23 protein-coding genes and 2 other annotated features are annotated in these 25,988 nt (G+C 31.5%); all 23 genes read left to right on the forward strand.

Translation table 11 applies throughout. The features are described from left to right. Positions 1 to 115: 115 nt before the first annotated feature. The 23 genes from radA (at position 116) to rpoC (ending at position 25,740) form a co-directional block, all read left to right on the forward strand. Positions 116 to 1,489 carry a DNA repair protein RadA gene (radA, locus tag HF520_RS13605; RefSeq protein ID WP_168574454.1) on the forward strand — a complete coding sequence of 458 codons (1,374 nt, stop codon included), beginning with the start codon at positions 116 to 118 and terminating at the stop codon, positions 1,487 to 1,489. A gap of 2 nt (positions 1,490 to 1,491) precedes the next feature. Next, complete coding sequence (gene disA, locus HF520_RS13610; protein WP_168574455.1) at positions 1,492 to 2,562, forward strand: DNA integrity scanning diadenylate cyclase DisA; 1,071 nt, start codon at positions 1,492 to 1,494, stop codon at positions 2,560 to 2,562. A gap of 85 nt (positions 2,563 to 2,647) precedes the next feature. Beyond that, on the forward strand, positions 2,648 to 3,742 hold the full coding sequence (locus tag HF520_RS13615; RefSeq protein ID WP_168574456.1) for a PIN/TRAM domain-containing protein: 1,095 nt from the start codon (positions 2,648 to 2,650) through the stop codon (positions 3,740 to 3,742). Positions 3,743 to 3,887: 145 nt separating this feature from the next. Continuing rightward, on the forward strand, positions 3,888 to 4,574 hold the full coding sequence (gene ispD, locus HF520_RS13620; RefSeq protein WP_168574457.1) for a 2-C-methyl-D-erythritol 4-phosphate cytidylyltransferase: 687 nt from the start codon (positions 3,888 to 3,890) through the stop codon (positions 4,572 to 4,574). A gap of 27 nt (positions 4,575 to 4,601) precedes the next feature. Beyond that, entirely contained in the window at positions 4,602 to 5,081 is a 480-nt protein-coding gene (ispF, locus tag HF520_RS13625) for a 2-C-methyl-D-erythritol 2,4-cyclodiphosphate synthase (RefSeq protein WP_168574458.1), read from the forward strand. A gap of 64 nt (positions 5,082 to 5,145) precedes the next feature. Continuing rightward, positions 5,146 to 5,352, forward strand: a binding site (T-box leader). Positions 5,353 to 5,415: 63 nt separating this feature from the next. Then, positions 5,416 to 7,131 (forward strand): proline--tRNA ligase, encoded by a 1,716-nt coding sequence (locus HF520_RS13630; protein ID WP_168574459.1) that lies wholly within the window; start codon positions 5,416 to 5,418, stop codon positions 7,129 to 7,131. 218 nt (positions 7,132 to 7,349) lie between these two features. Next, the gene (gene gltX / locus HF520_RS13635; protein WP_168574460.1) at positions 7,350 to 8,831 is read left to right on the forward strand and encodes a glutamate--tRNA ligase; all 1,482 of its coding nucleotides are present in this window, start codon (positions 7,350 to 7,352) and stop codon (positions 8,829 to 8,831) included. A gap of 327 nt (positions 8,832 to 9,158) precedes the next feature. Beyond that, positions 9,159 to 9,311 carry a hypothetical protein gene (locus tag HF520_RS13640; RefSeq protein WP_168574461.1) on the forward strand — a complete coding sequence of 51 codons (153 nt, stop codon included), beginning with the start codon at positions 9,159 to 9,161 and terminating at the stop codon, positions 9,309 to 9,311. 136 nt (positions 9,312 to 9,447) lie between these two features. Beyond that, entirely contained in the window at positions 9,448 to 10,845 is a 1,398-nt protein-coding gene (gene cysS, locus HF520_RS13645; protein ID WP_168574462.1) for a cysteine--tRNA ligase, read from the forward strand. A gap of 2 nt (positions 10,846 to 10,847) precedes the next feature. Beyond that, positions 10,848 to 11,249 carry a Mini-ribonuclease 3 gene (locus HF520_RS13650; protein WP_168574463.1) on the forward strand — a complete coding sequence of 134 codons (402 nt, stop codon included), beginning with the start codon at positions 10,848 to 10,850 and terminating at the stop codon, positions 11,247 to 11,249. A gap of 129 nt (positions 11,250 to 11,378) precedes the next feature. Then, positions 11,379 to 12,113, forward strand: a complete 735-nt coding sequence (rlmB, locus tag HF520_RS13655) for a 23S rRNA (guanosine(2251)-2'-O)-methyltransferase RlmB (RefSeq protein WP_168574464.1) — start codon at positions 11,379 to 11,381, stop codon at positions 12,111 to 12,113. 16 nt (positions 12,114 to 12,129) lie between these two features. Next, positions 12,130 to 12,645, forward strand: a complete 516-nt coding sequence (locus tag HF520_RS13660; protein WP_330586268.1) for an NYN domain-containing protein — start codon at positions 12,130 to 12,132, stop codon at positions 12,643 to 12,645. A 62-nt stretch (positions 12,646 to 12,707) separates the two neighbouring features. Next, positions 12,708 to 13,355 carry an RNA polymerase sporulation sigma factor SigH gene (sigH, locus tag HF520_RS13665; protein ID WP_168574466.1) on the forward strand — a complete coding sequence of 216 codons (648 nt, stop codon included), beginning with the start codon at positions 12,708 to 12,710 and terminating at the stop codon, positions 13,353 to 13,355. 70 nt (positions 13,356 to 13,425) lie between these two features. Next, positions 13,426 to 14,619, forward strand: a complete 1,194-nt coding sequence (tuf, locus tag HF520_RS13670) for an elongation factor Tu (RefSeq protein ID WP_168574467.1) — start codon at positions 13,426 to 13,428, stop codon at positions 14,617 to 14,619. 206 nt (positions 14,620 to 14,825) lie between these two features. Continuing rightward, complete coding sequence (gene rpmG, locus HF520_RS13675; protein ID WP_003421192.1) at positions 14,826 to 14,975, forward strand: 50S ribosomal protein L33; 150 nt, start codon at positions 14,826 to 14,828, stop codon at positions 14,973 to 14,975. Between the two features lie 27 nt (positions 14,976 to 15,002). Beyond that, positions 15,003 to 15,230: a preprotein translocase subunit SecE gene (gene secE / locus HF520_RS13680; RefSeq protein ID WP_168574468.1), complete on the forward strand. Its 228-nt coding sequence runs from the start codon at positions 15,003 to 15,005 to the stop codon at positions 15,228 to 15,230. Between the two features lie 14 nt (positions 15,231 to 15,244). Next, entirely contained in the window at positions 15,245 to 15,787 is a 543-nt protein-coding gene (gene nusG, locus HF520_RS13685; RefSeq protein ID WP_168574469.1) for a transcription termination/antitermination protein NusG, read from the forward strand. Positions 15,788 to 15,824: 37 nt separating this feature from the next. After that, positions 15,825 to 16,250, forward strand: coding sequence for a 50S ribosomal protein L11 (gene rplK / locus HF520_RS13690; protein WP_168574470.1), 426 nt, complete (start codon positions 15,825 to 15,827; stop codon positions 16,248 to 16,250). 71 nt (positions 16,251 to 16,321) lie between these two features. Beyond that, positions 16,322 to 17,020 (forward strand): 50S ribosomal protein L1, encoded by a 699-nt coding sequence (gene rplA / locus HF520_RS13695; protein ID WP_168574471.1) that lies wholly within the window; start codon positions 16,322 to 16,324, stop codon positions 17,018 to 17,020. 52 nt (positions 17,021 to 17,072) lie between these two features. After that, positions 17,073 to 17,200: a sequence feature (ribosomal protein L10 leader region), on the forward strand. A gap of 45 nt (positions 17,201 to 17,245) precedes the next feature. Further along, positions 17,246 to 17,749, forward strand: coding sequence for a 50S ribosomal protein L10 (rplJ, locus tag HF520_RS13700; RefSeq protein ID WP_147541808.1), 504 nt, complete (start codon positions 17,246 to 17,248; stop codon positions 17,747 to 17,749). Between the two features lie 86 nt (positions 17,750 to 17,835). Continuing rightward, positions 17,836 to 18,198, forward strand: a complete 363-nt coding sequence (gene rplL / locus HF520_RS13705; protein WP_168574472.1) for a 50S ribosomal protein L7/L12 — start codon at positions 17,836 to 17,838, stop codon at positions 18,196 to 18,198. A gap of 303 nt (positions 18,199 to 18,501) precedes the next feature. Further along, positions 18,502 to 22,209 carry a DNA-directed RNA polymerase subunit beta gene (rpoB, locus tag HF520_RS13710; RefSeq protein ID WP_168574473.1) on the forward strand — a complete coding sequence of 1,236 codons (3,708 nt, stop codon included), beginning with the start codon at positions 18,502 to 18,504 and terminating at the stop codon, positions 22,207 to 22,209. Positions 22,210 to 22,251: 42 nt separating this feature from the next. Continuing rightward, positions 22,252 to 25,740: a DNA-directed RNA polymerase subunit beta' gene (rpoC, locus tag HF520_RS13715; RefSeq protein WP_168574474.1), complete on the forward strand. Its 3,489-nt coding sequence runs from the start codon at positions 22,252 to 22,254 to the stop codon at positions 25,738 to 25,740. The last annotated feature ends 248 nt before the right edge of the window (positions 25,741 to 25,988 follow it).

Here is a 25,988-nt window from a genome sequence, read left to right on the forward strand (position 1 = left end):
GGAGGAAAAACTCCTCTTTTTTATATAACTAAAATTTTTATTTAATATTTATATATTATTCCATGCAAATGTTAAAGTTATATAGTACAATAATATATTAAGGGTGATTTAAATAATGGCAAAAATTAGAACAAAATATGTATGTCAGGGATGTGGATATGAAACTAGTAAATGGCTAGGGAAATGTCCAGAATGTACAAAATGGAATACATTCGTAGAAGAGATAGAGCAGAAAAATTCAAAAAAGGAAGTTTTTATAATAGATAAGTCTTCTTCAAGACCAATAAATATAAATGCTATAGAAACAAAGGAAGAAGAAAGGTTTTCTACTGAAATAGCAGAGCTAGATAGAGTTCTTGGAGGTGGGATAGTAAAAGGGTCATTGGTTCTTGTAGGAGGAGACCCTGGAATAGGAAAATCCACACTTTTAATACAAGTATCAAGCAATGTAGCTAATGCAGGAAAAAAAGTTTTATATATATCGGGAGAAGAATCTGAATCTCAAATAAAAATGAGAGCTAAAAGATTAGGTATTAATTCCGATAATTTATATATATTCGCAGAAAATAATTTAAGTATAATAGAAGCAAATTTAGATAGTATAAATCCAGAGCTTATAATACTTGACTCTATACAAACCGTATATAGCCCAGAAATAGCTTCAGCACCAGGTACTGTAAGCCAAATTAAAGAGGGAACTTCTAAATTTATGAAAATTTCCAAAAAAATGGGTATATCTACTTTTGTAGTTGGACATGTAACAAAAGAGGGATCTTTAGCAGGGCCAAAGTTGTTAGAGCATATGGTGGATACTGTTATATACTTTGAAGGAGAAAGATATAACACATATAGATTAGTTAGAGCCGTTAAAAATAGATTTGGATCTACTAATGAGTTAGGTGTGTTTGAAATGAGAGATTTAGGTTTAGTAGAACTTGATAATCCATCAAAAGTGCTTATATCAGAAAAACCAAAAGATGTAGCAGGGTCAGTCATAATTTCTACTGTTGAAGGAACTAGACCAATGCTACTTGAGCTTCAAGCTTTGGTTTCACCTACTAGCTTTGGAATAGCAAAGAGAACTGCTACAGGTGTTGATTTTAACAGAGTAGCTTTACTTTTAGCAGTACTAGAAAAGCGTGTAGGGCTTCAAATACAAAATCAAGATGTATATATTAATGTAGTTGGAGGAATTAAAATAAATGAACCTTCTATAGACATGGGGATAATAATTGCAGTAGCATCAAGCTTTAGAAATATTCCGGTATCAGAGGATGTTGTTGTTACAGGTGAGGTTGGATTAACAGGAGAAGTAAGAGCTGTTAGTTTTATAGAGAAAAGGATAGCTGAATGTAAAAAACTTGGATTTAAGAAAATGGTTATTCCTAGAAATAACTATGATGCAGTAAAAGAAATAAAAGGGATAGATATTATTCCAGTAGATAATTTAAGGCAAGCAATCAATATAGTGCTAGGGGGGAATAAATAGTAATGGATAATTTCCTAAGCAATAAAGAGTTATTACAAGCATTAAAAATGATATCTCCAGGAACTCAACTAAGACAAGGATTAGATAATGTACTAAAAGCTAAGACTGGTGGACTTATTGTAATAGCTAGCAATGAAGAGATAATGAATGTAGTGGATGGTGGTTTTGCAATAAATGCAGAGTATTCACCTGCATATGTTTATGAGTTAGCCAAAATGGATGGAGCTATAGTTATTAGTGGAGATACAAAAAAAATATTATATGCTAATGCACAATTAATACCAGACTACTCTATTCCTACTTCTGAAACAGGAACTAGACATAGGACTGCTGAAAGAGTAGCTAAGCAAACAGGTGCTATTGTTATAGCGATTTCTCAAAGGAGAAACATAATAACAGTTTATCAAGGAGATTATAAATATGTAGTAGAAGAAATATCTAAAATATTTACTAAAGCTAACCAAGCAATACAAACTCTAGAAAAATATAAGGCAGTTCTAGACCAAGCTGTAATGAGTTTAAATGCATTGGAGTTTAAAGATATGGTTACTATTTATGATGTTGCTTTAGTTATACAAAAGATGGAAATGGTAATGAGAATAACTAACATAATAGAAAATTATGTGGTAGAATTAGGTGTAGAAGGTAATTTAGTTAGTATGCAGTTAGAGGAGTTAATGGGTACTACAAGAATAGACCAAAAACTAATATTTAAAGATTACAAAAGAGACGAATTAGGAATAAAAGATTTTAATAAGAAAATGAGAAGTTTAAGTGATGAAGAATTAATTGACTTGGCTAATATGGCAAGAATATTAGGGTATAGTGGATTCTCTGAAAGTATGGATATGGCCATAAGACCAAGGGGATATAGAATATTAAATAAAATACACAGGTTACCAGCAACAATAATAGAAAATTTAGTTAATTATTTTGATAATTTCCAAGAGATAGTAAGAGCTTCTATAGAAGAGTTAGATGAAGTTGAAGGCATAGGAGAAATAAGAGCAACTTATATAAAAAATGGTCTTATAAAAATGCAACAGTTAGTATTATTAGATAGACATATATAAAATATATTACAAATTTGTTGTTGAAAATAAGTAAGAATCTGGAATATAATAAAAAAAATTAAAGGAATAATTAGGGGGTGAAATTTTGATACGAAAAATAATAAGAGCATTAATAGGAATTGCTGGTTTTGTATTAGGATTTACTACGTACTTAGCATTAATGAAGGACTTTGAAGTATTAGCATTTGGTAGTGATATACGTGGTTTTATAATATCAATAGGATTAGGTATAGTACTAGCATTTGTATTTTATAAATTAGAGCCATGGGTTGTAAATAAAACAAAAGAATTAGTTAAAGCAGTGGATACAGAGATGGCAAAATATCCACAAACAGATATATTATTAGGTGCAATCGGACTTATAGTAGGATTAGTAATAGCATACTTAATAAGTGGACTTATAAGCATGATAGTTAGAATACCGCTAATAAGTGGAATACTGTCATTAATTACATATATATTTATGGGATATTTCGGAATAAGATTTTCTCTTAAAAGTAGAGATGACCTATTTAATATAAATAAATTAAGTAGACTATCAACAAGCATAAAAGAAAAAGGTAGTAAAAAAGATGTTAATAAAGGGATACCTGTAAAAGTCTTAGATACAAGTGTTATAATAGATGGAAGAATTTCTGATATTTGTAAAACTGGATTTATAGAAGGAAAACTTATAATACCTAAATTTGTATTAAATGAGCTTCAACATATAGCGGATTCTTCAGATGATTTAAAAAGAGTTAGAGGAAGAAGGGGTCTTGATATATTAAATATAATCCAAAAAGAGTTAGACATAGAGGTTGAAATTAGTGAAACAGACTTTGAAGATATTCCAGAAGTTGATAGTAAATTATTAAAATTAGCGCAAGTTCTAAATGGTAAAGTGGTTACTAATGATTATAATTTAAATAAGGTTGCACAGTTCCAAGGTGTAGAAGTATTAAATATAAATGAATTAGCTAATGCTATAAAACCAGTCGCAATACCAGGGGAAGAAATGATTGCGCAGGTTGTAAAAGAAGGAAAAGAAGCTAATCAAGGTATAGCATACTTAGATGATGGAACTATGATAGTTGTTGATGGTGGTAGAAAGCATATTGGTGAAACTATAAGAGTACTAGTTACATCTGTACTTCAGACACCAGCAGGTAGAATGATATTTGGAAAACCTAAAAATTAAATTAAAACTTATAAGAGTTATCTTAAGATAATCATAGTATTCTTAATATAACTCTTTTTTTAATATTATATTTCAAAAATATAGATAATTAATATATAATGAATCAAGTGATATGGCTTAGAGTAAAATTTTAAGAGGTGGAATAATGAATAGTGTTATAATTGTAGCTGCTGGTAGTGGAAAAAGAATGAATATGGGCATAAATAAACAGTTTATAAAGTTAAATAAAAAAGAAATAATAGCTCATACAATAGAGGCTTTCTATAAAAATAAAAATATAGATGAGATAATCGTTTGTATAAAAAAAGAAGAGGAAGAATTATTCAAAAAAGAAATTATAGACAAAAATAAATTTAAAAATATAAAGATAGCCTATGGTGGAAAAGAAAGGCAAGATTCTATATATAATGGATTAAGAAAATTAAGTAATGAGTGTAATATAGTGTTAATACATGATGGTGCAAGGCCATTTGTAGATGATAGAATTATAAATGAGTCAATATCCACTGCAATGGAAAAAAAAGCTGTTGTTGTAGGGACTCCAGTAAAAGATACTATTAAGATTGTAAATGATGGTAATATAGAAGGAACACCTAGTAGAGCGACTTTATGGTCAGCTCAAACACCTCAAACATTTGAATATAATTTGATAATTAGGGCATATGATGAAGCATATAAAAATAATTACTATGGAACAGATGATTCTATGTTAGTTGAAAATATAGGCCAAAAGGTGACTATGATAATGGGCTCTTATGACAATATAAAGATTACAAGTCCAGAAGATATTGGAATTGGGGAACAAATATTAAATTCAAAAAAGAATAGATAGTATATATTTATAATTAGGAGTGATAATATGAGAATAGGTATAGGATACGATGTTCATAAATTAGTAGAAGGAAGAGATCTAATAATAGGCGGAGTTAATGTTCCACATGAAAAAGGGTTATTAGGACATTCAGATGCAGATGTATTAACTCATGCAGTAATGGATTCTATATTAGGAGCACTAGCATTAGGTGATATTGGTAAGCATTTCCCTGATACAGCCCCAGAATATAAAGGTGCAGATAGCATAAAATTATTAGAATATGTAAATAATCTAATAAAAGAAAAGGGTTATAAAGTAAATAATATAGATTGTACAATAATAGCCCAAAGTCCTAAAATGGCACCTTATATAAAAAACATGAGAGAAAATTTTGCTTTAGCTTTAGATACAGATATAGAAAATATAAATGTAAAAGCAACAACAGAAGAAGGGTTAGGATTCACAGGTTCTAAAGAAGGTATATCAGCTCAAAGTGTATGTACAATTGTTAAAGTTGACAAGTAATATTAAATAATATATTATTATGAATAGATTAAATTCAGGAATATAAACAATATAGTTAATAACATAAATTGCGATAATGAAGAAATAGTAAAAAGTGGAACCTTTACAGAGAGGAAACATAGCTGAGAGTTTCTAAGGAGAAGTTTTTGAACCTGTCTTCTAGCTTTAAGAACAGTAAAAAGTTCTTACGTTTGGGAGCGTTACATCCTAGAAAGAGAGCCTTAGGGCTAATTAGAGTGGTACCGCGGAAAGTTAACCTTCCGTCTCTATATTTATTATAGAGATGGAAGGTTTTTTTGTTTAGAAACAATATATATCAAGGAGGAAATTAAAAATGAGAATGTCAAAAATGTTAATGCCAACATTAAAAGAAGTTCCATCTGATGCAGAAATAACAAGTCATCAATTAATGCTAAGAGCAGGGATGATAAGAAAGATGGCTTCAGGAGTATACAACCAATTACCTATGGGTATAAGAGTTTTCAATAAAATACAAAATATAATAAGAGAAGAAATGAATAAAAAAGGTGCTCAAGAAATACTATGTTCAGGGCTTATTCCATCTGAGTTATGGAAAGAGTCTGGAAGATGGGATGTAATGGGACCTGAAATGTTTAGATTAAAGGATAGAAATGAAAGAAGTTACTGCATGGGGCCAACTCATGAAGAAGTTTTCACTGATATAATAAGACAAGAAGTTACTTCTTATAAGCAACTTCCATTAAACTTATATCAAATACAAGTAAAATACAGAGATGAAAGAAGACCAAGATTTGGTGTAATGAGAACGAAGACTTTCACAATGAAGGATGCTTACAGCTTCGATGTTGATCAAGAAGGATTAGATAAATCATACCAAGATATGTTTGAAGCATATACAAATATATTTGCTAGATGCGAATTAGAAAACAGCCCAGTTCAAGCTGATTCAGGAGCTATGGGTGGTTCAGCTTCTGCAGAATTTATGGTTAAATCAGAAGTTGGAGAAGATGAAATAGTATTCTGTAGTGGTTGCGATTATGCAGCTAATATAGAAAAAGCTACTTCAGTAAATCATGAGCCGGTAGCAGAAGAAATGAAAGAAATGAAGGAAGTACACACTCCAGGGGTACACACTATAGAAGAATTAGTAGAGTTCTTTAAAGAAGATGCAGGAAAGTTTGCAAAAACTTTAATATACTACGCTGATGGAAAAACTGTAGCAGTAGTAGTAAGAGGAGATAGAGATGTTAACGAAACTAAGGTTGCTAATGCTATAGGTGGAGCTGTAGAATTTGAACTAGCTAGTGAATCAACTATAAAGGAAGTAACAGGTGCTGAAGTTGGATTTGCTGGACCAATAGGAATAAAAACTGATTATGTACTAATAGACCAAGAAGTAGTAGATCAAAGAAATGTAGTAATTGGTGCTAATAAAACTGAATATCACATAGAAAATGCTAACTACGGCAGAGATTTTGATGGTACAGTTGGAGACTTCAGAAATGTTAATGAAGGAGATAAATGTACTAAGTGTGGAAGTGCTTTAGAAGTAGCTAGAGGTGTAGAGGTTGGACATATATTCAAGCTAGGAACTAAGTATTCAGAATCTATGGGAGCTACTTTCTTAGATAAGAATGGAAAATCTCAACCAATAGTAATGGGATGTTATGGAATAGGTGTAGAAAGAACTGCAGCTGCAGTTATAGAACAACATCACGATGAAAATGGTATAATATGGCCTTTAGCAATAGCTCCATATCATGTAGTGGTAGTACCTGTAAATATCAAGAAAGATGAGCACAGAGAAAATGCTGAAAAAATATATGAAGAACTAAAAGCTATGGGTGTAGAAGTACTATTAGATGATAGAGATGAAAGAGCTGGAGTTAAATTTAAGGATTCTGAACTAATAGGTATACCAATAAGAATTACTGTTGGTAAAGATATAGTAGATGGAAAAGTTGAATTTAAATTAAGAAATAGCCAAGATAAAGAAGTTATAGGCTTAGATGAAATAAAATCTAAAGTAGAAGCTGAATTTATAAAAAACAATGTTAAATTAGGATAATAACAATAAAATAGTATATATAATCCACGAAATATGTTAATAATTCTATGTATATGTGGATATATATACTATTTTAAATTAGTTCAAAATTGAATTATCCACATATTTAAATATGATAAAAGGATGTCTTTTTATGTATTTGGATAAAATAAAATTACAATATATAGACGTTTTTTGATATTATAAAAGATGTATGAAAATAATCAGGAGGTAAAGTAATGAGCGTAAGAGTAAGATTTGCTCCAAGTCCAACTGGATTTGTACACATAGGTAGTTTAAGAACTGCTTTATACAACTACTTATTTGCAAAAAAAATGGGCGGAGAATACATATTAAGAGTAGAAGATACAGACCAAACTAGATTAGTTGAAGGTGCTATAGAAAACATGCTTAATGCTATGAGCTGGGGTGGAGTTAACCACAGTGAAGGTGTTATGTTAGATGAAAATGGAAACATAGTTCAAAAAGGTGAATATGGACCATATATACAATCAGAAAGACTAGATATATACAAAGAGTATATACAACAATTATTAGACAGTGGTAAAGCGTATTACTGCTTCTGTACTAAAGAAAGATTAGATGAAGTAAGAGAAAAGCAAAAAGAAGCTGGAGAAACTCCAAGATATGATGGTCATTGTAGAGACTTATCTAAAGAAGAAGTTGAAGCTAAAATAGCTGCTGGTGAACCTTATGTAATAAGATTAAGATTACCAGAAGATCATGTAATAAAATTCACTGATTTAGTTAGAGGTGAAACTGAGTTCAATACTAATGATTTAGATGATCAAGTATTAATAAAAACTGATGGATTCCCAACATATCACTTTGCAGTTGTAGTTGATGACCATTTAATGAAAATAACTCATGTAATAAGAGGTGAAGAGTGGGTTTCTTCAACTCCAAAGCATGTTTATCTATACGAAGCATTTGGATGGGAAGCTCCAACATTTGTACATTTACCAAATATACTTAACAAAGAAAAGAAAAAGTTAAGTAAGAGACATGGTGATGTTGCTGTTGAAGATTTCAAGAAGAAGGGATACTTACCAGAAGGTTTAATCAACTACGTTGCATTAGTTGGATGGTCTCCAGAAGATAACCAAGAGTTATTTACAATGGAAGAATTAGAAAAAGCATTCTCTGTGGAAAGAGTATCTAAGAGTGGTGGAGTATTTGACACTGAAAAATTAAACTGGGTTAACCAACATTATATAAAAGATGCAGATGATTCTTACTTAACAGACTTAGCTATACCTTTCTTAGTAGAAGCTGGATTTGTGACAGAAGAAGAATCAAAAGAAAAATATGATTTCTTAAAAGGAATGGTATCAGTTCTTAAAGAAAAATTACAATATGTAAAAGAAATAACTGAGCATGCATCTATATTCTTTGGAGATAAAGTTAACCTAGAAACTGAAGAATGTGCTGAATTCTTAAAATTAGACCATATACCAACGCTAGTAAATGCTTTAGAAGAAAAGATAAATAAAGCAGAAGTTTTAGATGAGGCATTTGTAAAATCAATGTTTAAAGAAATACAAAAAGAACATGGAATAAAAGGTAAAAACTTATTTATGGGATCAAGAGTAAGTTTAACTGGTCAAATGCATGGACCAGATTTACCAAAAACTATGGAAGTTTTAGGAAAAGAAACTTGTTTAAATAGATTATCTTATGTAAAAAATAATATATTATAGTTATAAAAAGTCCGCTATATAATAGCGGATTTTTTTTTATTTTAAACGAATTTTATATTAAAAAATCAGAGTTTTATTAGTTAGAATTTAGTAATTGCAATGGGTTGGTATTTATATTGAATTAATGAGCTTATGAAAAAATAAATCAAAGAGTATATATAAAGTGATTTTTTTAGTGTAACTATTTGGAGGAAATAATCCTAGGTATATTCAGAGGAATTTTAATATTTAAATTTAATATATAACTTTGAGTAATTAATAATTAAGTAGTTTTTAATATAAAAAATTATTAAATTTAATGGTTTGTTTAATAATGAGGGGGTAACTATGTATAATGAGATAGATGATGTAAAAAAAGAATTAGAACAACTTTGTGAAGAATATATAAAAGTTTTAGAAAATCTAAAAAGTAAAAATATGATAAGTAGTGATACTTTTGAACAATGTGCAGGAAGTAAAATTATGTTCTTAAATAAATAGCAAACTAAATTAAAATATTTTTTATAGCATATAAGGATATAATAGTAATACTATTAATTACAGAGTTTTTCAATTATAATATATTATATAATTATTATGTTATGGGAATTTATAACAATACAGTGAGGTGATAAGTGTGAAATTATATAATACAATGACTAGACAAAAAGAAGAGTTTATTCCATTAGAGGAAGGAAAGGTAAGAATGTATGTATGTGGTCCTACGGTTTATAACTACATACATATAGGAAATGCTAGACCTTTTATTATATTTGATGCATTAAGAAGATACTTAGAATATAGGGGATATGATGTAACTTATGTTCAAAACTTTACTGATGTAGATGATAAAATCATAAAAAGAGGGCATGAAGAGGGAATATCACCAGAAGAAGTTGCATCTAAATATATAAACGAATACTTTGTAGATTCTGATGGATTAGGTATAAAGAGAGCAAGTGTTCATCCTCGTGTTACAGATAATATAGAGCAAATAATAAAGTTTGTAAAAGAATTAGAGGATAAAGGATATGCATACGAAGTAAACGGAGATGTTTATTTTGACACTAAAAAGTTTGAAGACTACGGAAAGCTTTCTGGACAAAAACAAGATGAACTAGAAGCGGGTGCAAGAATAGAAGTAAATGATCAAAAGAAACATCCAATGGACTTTGTTCTTTGGAAAGCAAAGAAAGAAGGAGAACCTGGATGGTCAAGTCCATGGGGTGAAGGTAGACCAGGTTGGCATATAGAATGTTCAGTTATGTCTAACAGATACTTAGGAGAAACTATAGATATACATGCTGGAGGACAAGATTTAACTTTCCCACATCATGAAAATGAAATAGCACAAAGTGAAGCTAGAAATGGAAAAACTTTTGCTAATTACTGGATGCACAATGGATATATAAATATAAACAATGAAAAAATGAGCAAATCAAAAGGTAATTTCTTTACAGTTAGAGATATTTCTAAATTATATGACTTAGAAATAGTTAGATTCTTTATGTTATCAGCTCATTATAGAAATCCAGTTAATTTTAGTGATGAAATGCTAAATCAAGCTAAAGCTGGATTAGAAAGGTTATACAACACTAAAGAAAAATTAGAATTCGTTATAAGTAATTTAAAAGAATCTAGTATTACAGAAGAAGAATTTAAATTAGTAGCTGAATTAGATGGATATAGAAATAAGTTTATAGTATCTATGGATGATGATATTAATACAGCTGACGCTATAAGTGCTATATTTGAATTAGCTAAATTTATAAATTCTAACGTTAATGAAAATTCTTCATTAGATTTTGCAAAGAAATGTTTAGATGAATTTAATGAATTAACTTCAGTATTAAATATAGTAAATAAGCAAAAAGATGATATACTAGATGAAGAAATAGAAAGCTTAATACAAAAAAGAACAGAAGCTAAAAAGAACAAACAATATCAGTTAGCAGATGAAATAAGACAAGAATTATTGGATAAAGGAATTGTCTTAGAAGATACAAGACAAGGTGTTAAGTGGAAAAGGGTATAATCATGGATAAATCAGAATTACTTACAATATCACCTCTAGTATTAGCTTACTTAGGTGATACAGTTTATGAGTCTTATGTAAGAGAGTATTTAATCAGAAAAAATATTAATAAAAAGGTTAATGATCTTCATAAGTCTGCTATAAAATATGTTAATGCAAAAGCTCAAGCAACTATAATACATGAGATTGAAAATGAGCTGACAGAAGATGAAGAAAGAATCTACAAGAGAGGTAGGAATCAAAAATCTCATACATCTCCTAAAAATGCAGATATTATAGATTATAAACATGCAACAGGATTCGAAGCATTAATAGGATATTTATATTTAAATGAAGAAAGTGATAGATTAAAGTATATAATATCTAAAGGCTTAGAGATTATAGAACTAAGTATGAAACAATAATAGTTTAAAAAAAGTATTGTCTGAATCAAATGGCAATGCTTTTTTTTATAAATCATGTATAATAGTACTTATAAATAAAACATTATAATATATAAAAGCGATTACAAAAGATTATAGGCGGTGAAAGAATTGGCAAACATAGAAGGAAGAAATCCTGTAATAGAAGCAATAAAAAGTGAGAGAGAAATAGATAAAATAATGATATCTAACTCAGCTAAAGAAGGATCTATAAAAAAGATTATCGGTATGGCTAAGGAAAAGAATATAGTAATACAATATGTAGACAAAAACAAATTAGATGAAATAAGCACTAGTCATGCACATCAAGGTGTTATAGCTCAGGTTAGTGAGTACAAGTACTATGAATTAGATGAACTAATAGAATCTGCAAAAGAAAAATCAGAACATCCATTTTTTATAATACTAGATGAAATAACAGATCCACACAATCTTGGAACGATAATAAGAACTGCTGATGCAGTTGGAGCACATGGTGTAATAATACCAAAAAGAAGAAGTGTACATATAACACCAACTGTTGCTAAAGCATCAGCTGGAGCAGTGGAGTATGTACCAGTGTGTAAAGTAACCAATATAGTAAACACAATTAAAAAGCTAAAAGAAGAAGGTCTTTGGATAGCGGCAGCAGATATGGATGGACAACCATTTTATGAGCAAAACCTTACAGGTCCAATAGGTTTAGTTATAGGTAGTGAAGGCTTTGGAATATCAAGACTAGTAAAACAAAATTGCGATTTTACAGTTAAGATGCCAATGGTAGGTAATGTTACATCTTTAAATGCGTCTGTTGCAGGAGGGATACTTCTATACGAAATATTTAGACAAAGAACAGGCAAAAAATAAAGTAATGAGAAGGAAGATGAATTCTTATCTAATTGTAGATGGTTACAATATTATAAATGCATGGGATGATTTAAAAGAGATTGCAAAGTATAGCTTAGAAGACTCAAGAGAAAAATTAATACATTGCATAATAGATTATGCTGAATTTACAGGGAAAAAAGCGATCATAGTGTTTGATGCTTATAATATAAAAAACTCTAAAGAAAAAATAGAAGAAAGAAAACATATAACTATAGTCTATACTAAGGAGCTTCAGACAGCAGATAGTTATATAGAAAAATTTATAAGCTCATTATCAAAGTATGATGAAGTAAAAGTAGTTACAAATGACTACGCAGAACAACAAATAGTTTTGGGAAAAGGTGCTAGCAGAGTATCTGCTAGAGAACTAAAACTAGATATAGAAACTGCTAAAGAGAGAATTAGAGAAAAGACTAATATACAACACAAAAAGATACAGCGAAATTTCTTAGAAGATAGGTTAGATGAAGAAACATTGTCGAAACTTGAGAACATTCGTAGAAAGCGTTGAAATATCAAACTTTTTTAGACTATAATATACCTATGAAATTGTTTGCGATGGGGGAGATTTTAATGTCGGTAGCTAATGATAAGGGGTATGAATTTTTAGATAATACTCAACAAGATGAGTATAACATAGTATTAAAAGCTAGCAATGGGGATAAAATAGCTTTAGAGTATATTATTACAAAGTATAGGAATTTTGTAAAAGCGAAAGCTAAATCATATTTTTTAGTAGGCGCAGATAAAGAAGATATAATACAAGAAGGTATGATAGGTCTTTACAAAGCAGTTAGGGATTTTGATGGAAGCAAAACGAATTCATTTAAGTGTTTTGCAGAGATATGTATAACAAGACAAATAATAACTGCTATAAAAACAGCTACAAGACAAAAACATATACCATTAAACTCTTATGTATCTTTAAATAAACCTATATATGATGAAGAATCAGACAGGACTCTTTTGGATATTATAACTACTAGTATAATTACAGATCCAGAAGAGCTTATAATAAGCAAAGAAGAGTTAAAAAGAATTCAATCAAAGATGGATGAGCTACTAAGTGATTTGGAATTGGAAGTATTAGAACTATATCTAAATGGCAAGTCATATCAGTACATAGCTAATAGACTAAATAGGGATGTTAAATCAATAGATAACGCTCTTCAAAGGGTTAAGAGAAAATTGGAAAAACATCTTGAAAACAGAAATGATTAATAGTAAAATACTTACCATAAGCTTATTACAAGCAAAATTTATATAACATAACAATAGGAGGTATTTCAAAATGGCTAAAGCTAAATTTGAAAGAAGTAAACCACATGTTAATATAGGAACAATAGGTCACGTTGACCACGGTAAAACTACATTAACAGCTGCTATAACAAAAACTTTACATGAAAGATATCAATTAGGAGAAGCTGTAGACTTTGCTAACATAGATAAAGCTCCAGAAGAAAGAGAAAGAGGTATCACAATATCAACTGCTCACGTTGAGTATGAAACTCCAAACAGACACTACGCTCACGTTGACTGTCCAGGACATGCTGACTACGTTAAGAACATGATAACAGGTGCTGCTCAAATGGACGGTGCTATATTAGTTTGTTCAGCAACTGATGGACCAATGCCTCAAACAAGAGAGCATATACTATTATCAAGACAAGTTGGTGTACCATACATAGTAGTATTCTTAAACAAGTGTGATATGGTAGACGATGAAGAATTATTAGAGTTAGTTGAAATGGAAATAAGAGACTTATTAAATGAGTACGAATTCCCAGGAGATGACACTCCAATAATGAGAGGATCAGCTTTAATGGCTTTAGAAGATCCAACTTCAGTTTGGGGAGATAAGATAGTAGAATTATTCGAAATAATAGACGAATATATACCAGCTCCAGAAAGAGATGTAGACAAAGACTTCTTAATGCCAGTAGAAGACGTATTCTCTATAACAGGTAGAGGAACAGTTGCTACAGGTAGAGTTGAAAGAGGTATATTAAAAGTTCAAGACGAAGTTGAAGTTGTAGGACTTTCAGAAGAACCAAGAAAGGTAGTAGTTACTGGAGTAGAAATGTTCAGAAAATTACTAGATCAAGCAGAAGCTGGAGATAACATAGGAGCATTATTAAGAGGTGTTCAAAGAACTGAAATAGAAAGAGGACAAGTATTAGCTAAGCCAGGAACAGTTAAAGCTCACACTAAATTCAAGGCTGAGATATACGTTCTTAAAAAAGAAGAAGGTGGAAGACATACTCCATTCTTCGATGGATACAGACCACAATTCTACTTCAGAACAACTGACGTAACAGGAGCTTGTAAATTACCAGAAGGAATAGAAATGGTAATGCCAGGAGATAACGTAACTATAGAGGTTGAATTAATAAACTCTATATGTGTTGAAGAAGGATTAAGATTCGCAATAAGAGAAGGTGGAAGAACAGTAGCATCAGGTGTTGTTGCTTCTATAATAGAATAATCTCTTATATAGAATTATTTATAGATAAAAGAGGGGGGCAACCTCCTCTTTTTTTAAAGATAGGAAGTACAAAAACATTGACAGTCATATTAATTTGTGATAACTTATACAAGGTAATGATTTGGAAGGTAATAATACTTCAATTAAATAAATTAAAGTATTATATTATTTAATATATGTACTTAAAAATGTTGGAGGTGTAGCAGATGAGAGTAAAAGTAACTTTAGCATGTACTGAATGTAAGCAAAGAAACTATAACACTACAAAAAATAAGAAAAACAATCCAGACAGAATAGAATTACAAAAATATTGTAGATTCTGTAAGAAACACACTACTCATAAAGAAACAAAATAGTTTTTAATTTAAGGATGTGAGTGTAGTATGGCTACTCAAGTGAATAATGGTTCAATACCTAAGAAGAAAAAATTTAGTTTAGTATCTTATATAAAAGAAACTAAGCAAGAGTTAAAGAGAGTTACGTGGCCGACAAAAAAGGAATTACTGAAAAATACAGGAATAGTTTTAACTGTAGTTATTTCGTTCACTATATTAGTATGGCTATTAGACACTGCTTTGTCTGGTGCGTTAGCATATATACTAAGTAGATAAAAAGGAGAAAAGAAATGTCAGAATTACAAGAGGCAAAATGGTATGTAGTTCATACCTATTCAGGACATGAAAACAAGGTTAAAGCTACTATAGAAAAAGCTGTAAAGACAAGAGGTATGGAAGAATGCATAACTCAAGTCGTTGTTCCTACTGAAGATGTAGTAGAAACTACAAAAACAGGTAAGGAAAAAACAAGACAAAGAAAAGTATACCCAAGTTATGTGTTAATCAAGATGGTTATAACAGACGAATCTTGGTATATTGTTAGAAATACTAAGGGCGTTACAGGGTTCGTTGGACCTGGTTCAAAACCAGTACCATTAAGTGATGATGAAGTTATTGCTATGGGTATTGATTTAGAGTCTACAAAAGTTGTTAATGGAGAAACTGATTTAGAGGTTGGAGACAATGTTCAAATCAAAAAAGGTCCATTTAGCGGCAAAATAGGGACTATAGAAAAAATCAATATGGAAAACAGAACTGCTACTGTTAGCTTGGATGCTTTTAATAAAAAGACTCCATTTGAGATGGATATTGAAAGTATTGAAAGAATATAATTTTTATATGTAAATAATCTGAGGAGGTGCGATTAAAATGGCTAAAAAAGTTATAGGTCAAATAAAATTACAAATACCTGCAGGAAAGGCTACTCCAGCACCACCAGTTGGTCCAGCATTAGGACAACACGGTGTTAACATAATGGGATTCACAAAAGAATTCAATGCTAAGACTGCAGATCAAGCTGGGATGATAATACCAGTTGTTATAACTGTATATCAAGATAGATCATTCAGTTTCATAACAAAAACTCCACCAGCTGCAGTATTATTAAAGAAAGCTGCTGGTTTAGATTCAGCATCAGGAGAACCAAACAAGAAGAAGGTTGCTACTTTATCATCTGATGAAATAAGAAAAATAGCTGAATTAAAAATGCCTGACTTAAACGCTGCATCAGTAGAAGCTGCTATGAGCATGATAGCTGGTACTGCTAGAAGTATGGGTATCGTTGTAGAAGACTAATTTTAAATTAGACACTTCATATAGAAGTGGGAGGTTTTAAAACCGAAAATAACCACGAGGAGGAAAATAAAATGGCTAAAAAAAGCAAGAAGTATGTAGAAGCATTAAGCAAAGTTGATAGAACTAGAATGTACGATGCTAAAGAAGCATTAACTTTAGTTTCTGAAATAGCTAATGCTAAATTCGATGAGACTGTTGAAGCTCATATAAAATTAGGTGTTGACTCTAGACACGCTGATCAACAAGTTAGAGGTGCGGTTGTATTACCACACGGAACTGGTAAAACTAAAAAAGTTTTAGTTTTTGCTAAAGGACCAAAAGCTGAAGAAGCTAAAGCTGCAGGAGCAGACTTTGTAGGAGCTGAAGAATTAGTTCAAAAAATACAAGGTGAAAACTGGTTCGATTTCGATATAGTTGTTGCTACTCCAGACATGATGGGTGTAGTTGGTAGATTAGGTAGAGTATTAGGACCAAAAGGTTTAATGCCAAACCCTAAATCAGGAACAGTTACATTTGATGTAGCTAAAGCTATAGAAGAAATAAAAGCAGGTAAAGTTGAGTACAGATTAGACAAGACTAACATAATACACGTTACTGTAGGTAAAGTATCTTTCGGTGGAGAAAAATTAGCTGAAAACTTTGCTGCATTAATGGATGCTGTTGTTAAAGCTAAGCCAGCTGCTGCTAAAGGACAATACTTAAGAAGTATATCAGTTGCTTCTACTATGGGACCTGGAGTAAAAATAAATCCAGCTAAAATAGCAGAATAATTATCCTGTTGACACAGATAAACAAAAATGTTAATATAACATTTGTTGATATAAAAAAATAATAGTTTTGCCGTAGACAGTAGGGGCGAATGCTTAAATATCCTACCGAGGTTTTAGATGGATTGAATTACTAAAGCTTTGTGTGTCTACTAATGATACGAAAGCTTTTTTTAATGAGATATACGGCGTAAACAAACCTATCAGATGAAGGAGGTGCACGTTTAGATGAGACAAGCTATAGAACTTAAATCACAAGTTGTAAGTGAAATAGTTGAGAAGTTACAAAAATCTTCTTCTGCAGTTGTAGTTGACTACAAAGGATTAACAGTTGAAGAAGTAACTGAATTAAGAAAGAAAATGAGAGAAGCTGGTGTTGAATATAAGGTATACAAAAACACTTTAGTAAGAAGAGCTGCTAAAGAAGTTGGTATAGAACAATTCAATGACGAGTTATTAGTTGGAACTAACGCAATAGCATTCGGATACGAAGATCCTGTTGCTCCAGCTAGAATATTAAAAGAATTTATGGATTCTCATCCAAAAATGCAATTAAAAATGGGTGTAGTAGAAGGAGAATTCTACAACGAATCTCAAATAGTTGAGTTCGCTAACATACCATCAAGAGAAGTTCTTCTTGCTAAGTTACTTGGAAGCTTAAAGGCTCCAATGTCAAACTTCGCATACTTAATAGATGCAATGATAAAGAAAGCAGAAGGACAAGAAGCTTAATTGTCAATTTTGAAAAAATAGATAAAGTTATTTAATAACATTATCATAATAAAATAGTTAAAGAGAAAAATTCGGAGGTGCTAAAAATGACAATAGAACAAATATTAGAAGCTATAGAAAACATGAAAGTTTTAGAATTAAATGAATTAGTTAAAGCTGCTGAAGAAAAATTCGGTGTATCTGCTTCAGCTCCAGTTATGATGGCTGGTGCAGTTGCTGGTGGAGCTGCTGAAGAAAAAACTGAATTCGATGTAGTATTAACAGGAGCTGGATCTTCAAAAGTTGGAGTTATAAAAGCTGTTAGAGAAATAACTGGATTAGGATTAAAAGAAGCTAAAGAAGTAGTTGACAACGCTCCTAAGACTGTTAAAGAAGGAGTTTCTAAAGAAGAAGCTGAAGAAATGAAAGCTAAGTTAGAAGCTGCTGGAGCTACTGTAGAAGTTAAGTAGTTTTTATAAATAAAACGAAGAAAGATGCCTTTTGGCATCTTTTTTTTTAATAAAATATAAATGTGTGTATAAGTGATTTTAAGTTAATTAAAAAAATATAAAAATATACGAAGAAATTAGAATTATAGATTGGCATTTTGTGCATAATAAATAATGCATATTTTATGACGTTAAATAATAATACACAGATTGTGTAATAGTTGTTAATATACATATTGAAAAATAACAATTCTTATGGTAAAATTATTAGATGCGTTAGAATGACTATGGTTTTATTTTTAATTATTGAGAGGTGAAAAGTGAATGCCACATCCTGTCACGATAGGTAAAAGAACTAGAATGAGCTTTTCTAAGATAAAAGAAATAGCTGATTTACCAAATCTTATAGAATTACAAGTGGATTCTTATAAGTGGTTTTTAGAAGAAGGGTTAAAGGAAGTATTTGAAGATATTTCCCCAATAGAAGATTATACAGGTAATCTTATATTAGAATTTGTTGACTACTCTTTAGATGATAAGCCGAAATACGATATAGAAGAGTGTAAAGAAAGAGATGCTACATACTGTGCGCCTCTAAAAGTTAAAGTAAGACTTATAAATAAAGAAACTGGGGAAATAAAAGAACAAGAAGTATTTATGGGCGACTTCCCACTTATGACTGAAAGAGGAACTTTCGTAATAAACGGTGCGGAAAGAGTTATAGTAAGTCAGTTAGTTAGATCTCCAGGGGTTTATTATGCTGAAGAAAGAGATAAAACTGGTAAGAGATTAATATCTTCTACTGTTATCCCAAATAGAGGAGCATGGTTAGAATATGAAACAGACTCTAATGATGTTATATCTGTAAGAGTAGATAGAACTAGAAAACAACCAGTTACTGTTTTATTAAGAGCATTAGGTATAGGTACTGATGCAGAAATAATAGATCTTTTAGGTGAAGATGAAAGATTAAGTGCTACTTTAGAAAAAGACAATACTAAAACTGTTGAAGAGGGATTAGTAGAAATATACAAAAAGTTAAGACCAGGCGAACCGCCTACTGTTGAAAGTGCTTCATCATTATTAAATGCTTTATTCTTTGATCCAAAGAGATATGATTTAGCTAAAGTAGGTAGATACAAGTTTAATAAGAAACTTGCATTATGCTACAGAATAATGAATAAGATTTCAGCTGATGATATAATAAATCCTGAAACTGGAGAAGTATTTGTTAAGGCTGGAGATAGAATATCTTATGATACAGCTAAAGCTATACAAAACTCAGGTATAAACGTTGTGAATATACTTTCAGATGAAGATACTACAGTTAAAGTTATAGGGAATAACTTTGTAGATATTAAAGCTCACATTGATTTTAATATAGATGAATTAAATATAAAAGAAAAAGTTCACTATCCAACATTAAAAGAAATACTAGATGAATATAGTGACGAAGAAGAAATAAAAGAAGCATTAAGAATAAGAATGAAAGAACTTATACCAAAGCATATATTACTAGATGATATAATAGCTTCTATAAGTTATGAATTCAACTTATTCTATGAAATAGGTAACATAGATGATATAGATCATCTAGGTAACAGAAGAATAAGATCAGTTGGAGAATTACTTCAAAACCAAGTTAGAATAGGTCTTTCTAGAATGGAAAGAGTTATAAAAGAAAGAATGACTGTTCAAGATATGGAATCAATAACTCCACAAGCATTAGTAAACATAAGACCTGTTTCTGCTGCTATAAAAGAGTTCTTTGGTAGTTCTCAGTTATCTCAGTTCATGGATCAAACTAACCCATTATCTGAGTTAACACACAAAAGAAGATTATCTGCGTTAGGACCAGGAGGTCTTTCGAGAGAAAGAGCTGGATTCGAAGTGCGTGACGTTCATCACTCACACTACGGAAGAATGTGTCCGATAGAGACTCCAGAAGGACCAAACATCGGTCTTATAAACTCATTAGGTACTTATGCAAAGATAAATGAATATGGATTTATCGAGTCTCCTTATAGAAAGTATGATAAGGAAACAGGTAAAATAACAAATGAAATACACTATTTAACTGCAGATGAAGAAGATTTATTCGTAAGAGCTCAAGCGAATGAACCATTAACTGAAAATGGTGAGTTCGTAAATAGCAGAGTAGTTTGTAGAACTGTAAATGGTGCAGTTGAGCTAGTTCCTGCAAATAGAGTTGATTACATGGATATATCTCCTAAGCAAGTTGTTTCTATAGCTACAGCTATGATACCATTCTTAGAAAATGACGATGCCAACCGTGCTCTAATGGGATCAAACATGCAACGTCAAGCTGTGCCTCTAGTAAGAAGAGAAGCACCGATCATTGGTACAGGAGTAGAATATAGAGCTGCTAAAGACTCTGGAGCTGTTGTAGTTGCTAAAAACTCAGGTATAGCAGAAAGAGTTACTGCAGATGAAATAATAATAAGAAAAGAAGATGGAAGTAAGGATAGATATAAATTACTTAAATTCAAACGTTCAAACTCAGGTACTTGTATAAATCAAACTCCTATAATTAATAAGAATGATGTAATACAAGCAGGAGATGTTATAGCGGATGGACCAGCTACAGACTTAGGAGAAGTAGCATTAGGTAGAAACTGTTTTATAGCATTCATGACTTGGGAAGGTTACAACTACGAGGATGCCATCTTAATAAATGAAAGACTAGTTAAAGAAGATAGATTATCTACAATTCATATAGAAGAATATGAATGTGAAGCGAGAGATACTAAGCTAGGACCAGAAGAAATAACTAGAGATATACCAAACGTATCTGAAAGTGCAATAAAGAACTTAGATGATAGAGGTATAATAAGAATAGGTGCAGAAGTAGATTCAGGAGATATATTAGTTGGTAAGGTAACTCCAAAAGGAGAAACTGAACTTACTGCTGAAGAAAGATTACTTCGTGCAATCTTCGGAGAAAAAGCAAGAGAAGTTAGAGATACTTCGCTTAAAGTTCCTCACGGAGAATCTGGTATAATCGTTGACGTAAAAGTATTCACTAGAGAAAATGGAGACGATTTATCTCCAGGTGTTAATGAATTAGTTAGATGTTATATAGCTAAGAAGAGAAAAATAAAAGTTGGAGATAAGATGGCTGGACGTCATGGTAACAAAGGGGTTATATCTAGAGTATTACCTGAAGAAGACATGCCGTTTATGGCTGACGGAACTCCACTTGATATAGTTCTTAACCCTCAAGGGGTACCATCACGTATGAACATCGGTCAGGTACTTGAAGTTCATTTAGGTCTTGCTGCTAAAGCTTTAGGATGGCATGTAGCAACATCTGTATTTGATGGTGCTAACGAATATGATATAATGGATGCTCTTGAAGAGGCTGGATATCCTAGGGATGGAAAGTTAACATTATATGATGGAAGAACAGGTGAAACATTTGATAATAGAATAACTGTAGGATACATGTACATGTTAAAACTACATCACTTAGTTGATGATAAGTTACATGCAAGAAGTACAGGACCATACTCACTAGTAACTCAACAACCACTAGGTGGTAAAGCACAATTCGGTGGACAAAGATTTGGTGAGATGGAGGTTTGGGCATTAGAAGCATATGGTGCAGCTCACATACTTCAAGAAATACTTACAGTTAAGTCTGATGACGTTGTAGGACGTGTTAGAACTTATGAAGCAATAGTTAAGGGTGAAAATATCCCAGAACCAGGAATTCCTGAATCATTCAAAGTTCTTATAAAAGAACTTCAAAGTTTATGTTTAGATGTTAAGGTATTAACTGATGAAGATAAAGAAATAGAAGTAAGAGAATCTATTGATGTAGATGATACGGATGGAAACTTTGAGACAAGTCTTATAGACGATATGCAAGAAGTAGAAGATACTCACATAATAGAAGAAATAGATGATGAATTAGTTGATGAAACAGATGCAGATATAGATGATCTAGATCTTGAGGAAGATATGGATTATGTTGATTTAGATTATGAAAATGAAGATTTTGATATATAGTTTTTAATTAGTGCAAATATCAAATAGAAGGGAGAGAACTCCTTGTTTGAATTAAACAATTTTGAGTCGATAAAAATAGCTTTAGCTTCTCCAGAAAAAATTAGAGAATGGTCAAGAGGAGAAGTAAAAAAACCTGAAACTATAAATTACCGTACTTTAAAACCTGAAAAAGACGGTTTATTCTGTGAAAGAATATTTGGACCACAAAAAGACTGGGAATGTCACTGTGGTAAATATAGAAGAGTTAGATACAAAGGTGTAGTTTGTGATAGATGTGGAGTAGAAGTTACTAAATCAAAGGTAAGAAGAGAAAGAATGGGACATATAGAGCTAGCAGCTCCTATGTCTCATATCTGGTACTTCAAAGGTATACCAAGTAGAATGGGTCTTTTACTTGATATGTCTCCAAGATCTTTAGAGAAAATATTATATTTTGCTTCATATGTTGTAATTAATCCAGGAGAAACTGGACTAAATGCAAAACAACTATTAACTGAAAAAGAATATAGAAGTGCAGTTGAAAAATACGGATATAACTCTTTCGAAGTAGGGATGGGTGCAGAAGCAGTTAAAGAACTACTTAAAAATATAGATTTAGAAAGAGAAAGTAAAGAATTAAGAGCTGACTTAAAAGACAGTACTGGTCAAAAAAGAGTTAGAACTATAAGAAGATTAGAAGTGGTAGAAGCTTTCAAAAAATCTGGAAATAAGCCAGAATGGATGATACTAGATGCTATACCAGTAATACCACCAGATTTAAGACCAATGGTTCAATTAGATGGTGGAAGATTTGCAACTTCAGACTTAAATGATTTATATAGAAGAGTTATAAATAGAAATAACAGATTAAAGAGATTATTAGAACTTGGAGCTCCAGACATTATCGTAAGAAATGAAAAGAGAATGCTTCAAGAAGCAGTAGATGCTTTAATAGATAATGGTAGAAGAGGTAGACCTGTAACAGGACCTGGTAATAGACCTCTTAAGTCTTTATCAGATATGTTAAAAGGAAAGCAAGGACGTTTCCGTCAAAACTTACTTGGTAAACGTGTTGACTATTCAGGGCGTTCTGTTATAGTTGTTGGACCAGAGCTTAAATTCTATCAATGTGGTCTTCCAAAGAAAATGGCTCTTGAATTATTCAAGCCATTTGTCATGGATAAGTTAGTTAAAGAAGGGTATGCTCATAATATAAAGAGTGCGAAATCTATAGTAGAAAAAGTTAAACCAGAAGTATGGGACGTTTTAGAAGATGTTATAAAGAGCCATCCGGTTCTATTAAACCGTGCTCCTACTCTTCATAGATTAGGTATCCAAGCATTTGAACCTGTTTTAGTTGAAGGTAAAGCTATAAAGCTTCATCCACTTGTATGTACTGCATACAATGCCGACTTCGACGGTGACCAAATGGCGGTACACGTACCTTTATCAGTTGAAGCACAAGCAGAAGCAAGATTCTTAATGCTTTCTGTAAATAATATACTTGCTCCTAAAGATGGTACTCCAATAACTACTCCTTCTCAGGATATGGTTCTAGGATGTTACTACTTAACAATCGAAGCTCAAGGCGGAGAAAAAGGAACAGGAACTATATTTAAAGATTACAACGAAATGCTACTTGCTTACCAAACAGGTGCAGTACAACTACATGCATTAGTAAAAATGAGAGTTGTTTTACCAGACGGTAGAAAATCTCTTGTTGAAAGTACAGTAGGTAGATTCATATTTAATGAAAATATACCTCAAAACTTAGGTTTTGTAGATAGAGAAGTAGATCCATTTGGATTAGAAGTTGACTTCTTAGTTGACAAGAAGTCTCTAGGTAAAATAATAGATAAGTGCTTCAGAAAACATGGAAACACAGAAACTGCAATATTACTAGACCATATAAAATCTCTAGGATTCAAATTCTCAACTAGAGGTGGTATAACAGTTGCAGTTGCTGATATGAAGGTTCCTGAAGCTAAAAAAGCATACTTAGCAGAAGCAGAAGAAAAAGTTGATAAGTATGAAAGAGCATATAGAAGAGGTTTAATATCTAACGAGGAAAGATATGAAAGAGTTATAGAAACTTGGTCAGAAACTACTGATAAAGTAACAGATGCTCTTATGGAAGGACTTGAAAGATTAAATAACATCTATATAATGGCTCACTCTGGTGCCAGAGGTTCTAAGAACCAGATAAGACAGTTAGCTGGTATGCGTGGTCTGATGGCCAATGCATCTGGTAAAACAGTTGAGGTTCCAGTTAAATCTAACTTCCGTGAAGGGTTATCAGTAATGGAATACTTCACATCATCACACGGTGCTAGAAAGGGTCTTGCCGATACAGCACTACGTACTGCCGATTCAGGTTACTTAACAAGAAGACTTGTTGATGTCAGTCAAGATGTTATAGTTAGAGAAATAGATTGTGGTACAACAGATACTACAGAAATAGTTGCAATAAAAGATGGAAATGAAGTAATCGAAGAACTATACGATAGAATAGTTGGTAGATATACTATAGATTCTATAGTAGATCCACAAACTGGAGAAGTTTTAGTTGAAGCTGATTCTATGATAAAAGAAGATGATGCTGAAAAAATAATAGCAGTAGGAATAGAAAAAGTTCGAATAAGAACTGTTCTTAACTGTAAGACTACTCATGGAGTATGTTCTAAGTGTTACGGAAGAAACTTAGCTACAGGTAAAGAAGTTAATATAGGTGAAGCTGTTGGTATAATAGCAGCTCAATCTATCGGTGAACCAGGTACACAGCTTACAATGCGTACATTCCATACAGGTGGGGTTGCCGGAGGAGATATAACTCAAGGTCTTCCAAGGGTTGAAGAATTATTTGAGGCAAGAAAACCAAAAGGTTTAGCTATAATAACTGAAATAACTGGTAGAGTTGAAATAGATGAAACTGGTAAGAGAAAAGAAGTTGTTATAATACCAGAATCAGGTGAAAACCAAGTTTATGCAATACCATATGGTTCAAGAATAAGAGTTAAACAAGGTCAAATGGTAGAAGCGGGAGATCCATTAACTCAAGGATCTATAAATCCACATGATATCGTAAGAGTTAAAGGTATAGGTGGAGTTCAAGAGTATATAGTTAAAGAGGTTCAAAGAGTTTATAGAATGCAAGGGGTTGACGTTAACGATAAGCATATAGAAGTTATAGTAAGACAAATGCTATCTAAAGTTAAAGTTGAAGATCCGGGAGATACAGATTTATTACCAGGTGGATATGAAGATGTATTAACATTCAATAAGTGTAATGAAGAAGCTATAGCTAATGGATTAAGACCAGCAACTGCTAAGAGAACTTTATTAGGTATAACTAAAGCATCTCTTGCTACAGAATCATTCTTATCTGCTGCATCATTCCAAGAAACTACTAGAGTTTTAACTGAAGCAGCAATAAAAGGAAAAGAAGATAGACTTATAGGTTTAAAAGAAAATGTAATATTAGGTAAGTTAATACCAGCAGGAACAGGTATGAAGAGATATAAAAACATAGCTGTTGAAAAAATACAAGACTAAAAACTGATAAAGATAAAGAAATCTTGACAGTGATTAAGTCTGGTGATAAAATGTAAAAGTATGAAATTCAAAAGAATACTAAGGATTTTGTGTCCTTAGTAGCTTTTGAATTGACTTTTAAATATACAAAGAACTAGCAGCACCAAGCTAAAAAGTGCTAAAACCACATTTTATGTGTGTTAATAGACATTTAATTGTGTATTAATAAGTAATATAATTATATATTGCTTGCAAGTTGGCGGTCATTA

Origin of the sequence: Romboutsia sp. CE17 (assembly GCF_012317385.1) — a bacterium.
In the GTDB taxonomy this organism is placed as follows: domain Bacteria; phylum Bacillota; class Clostridia; order Peptostreptococcales; family Peptostreptococcaceae; genus Romboutsia_E.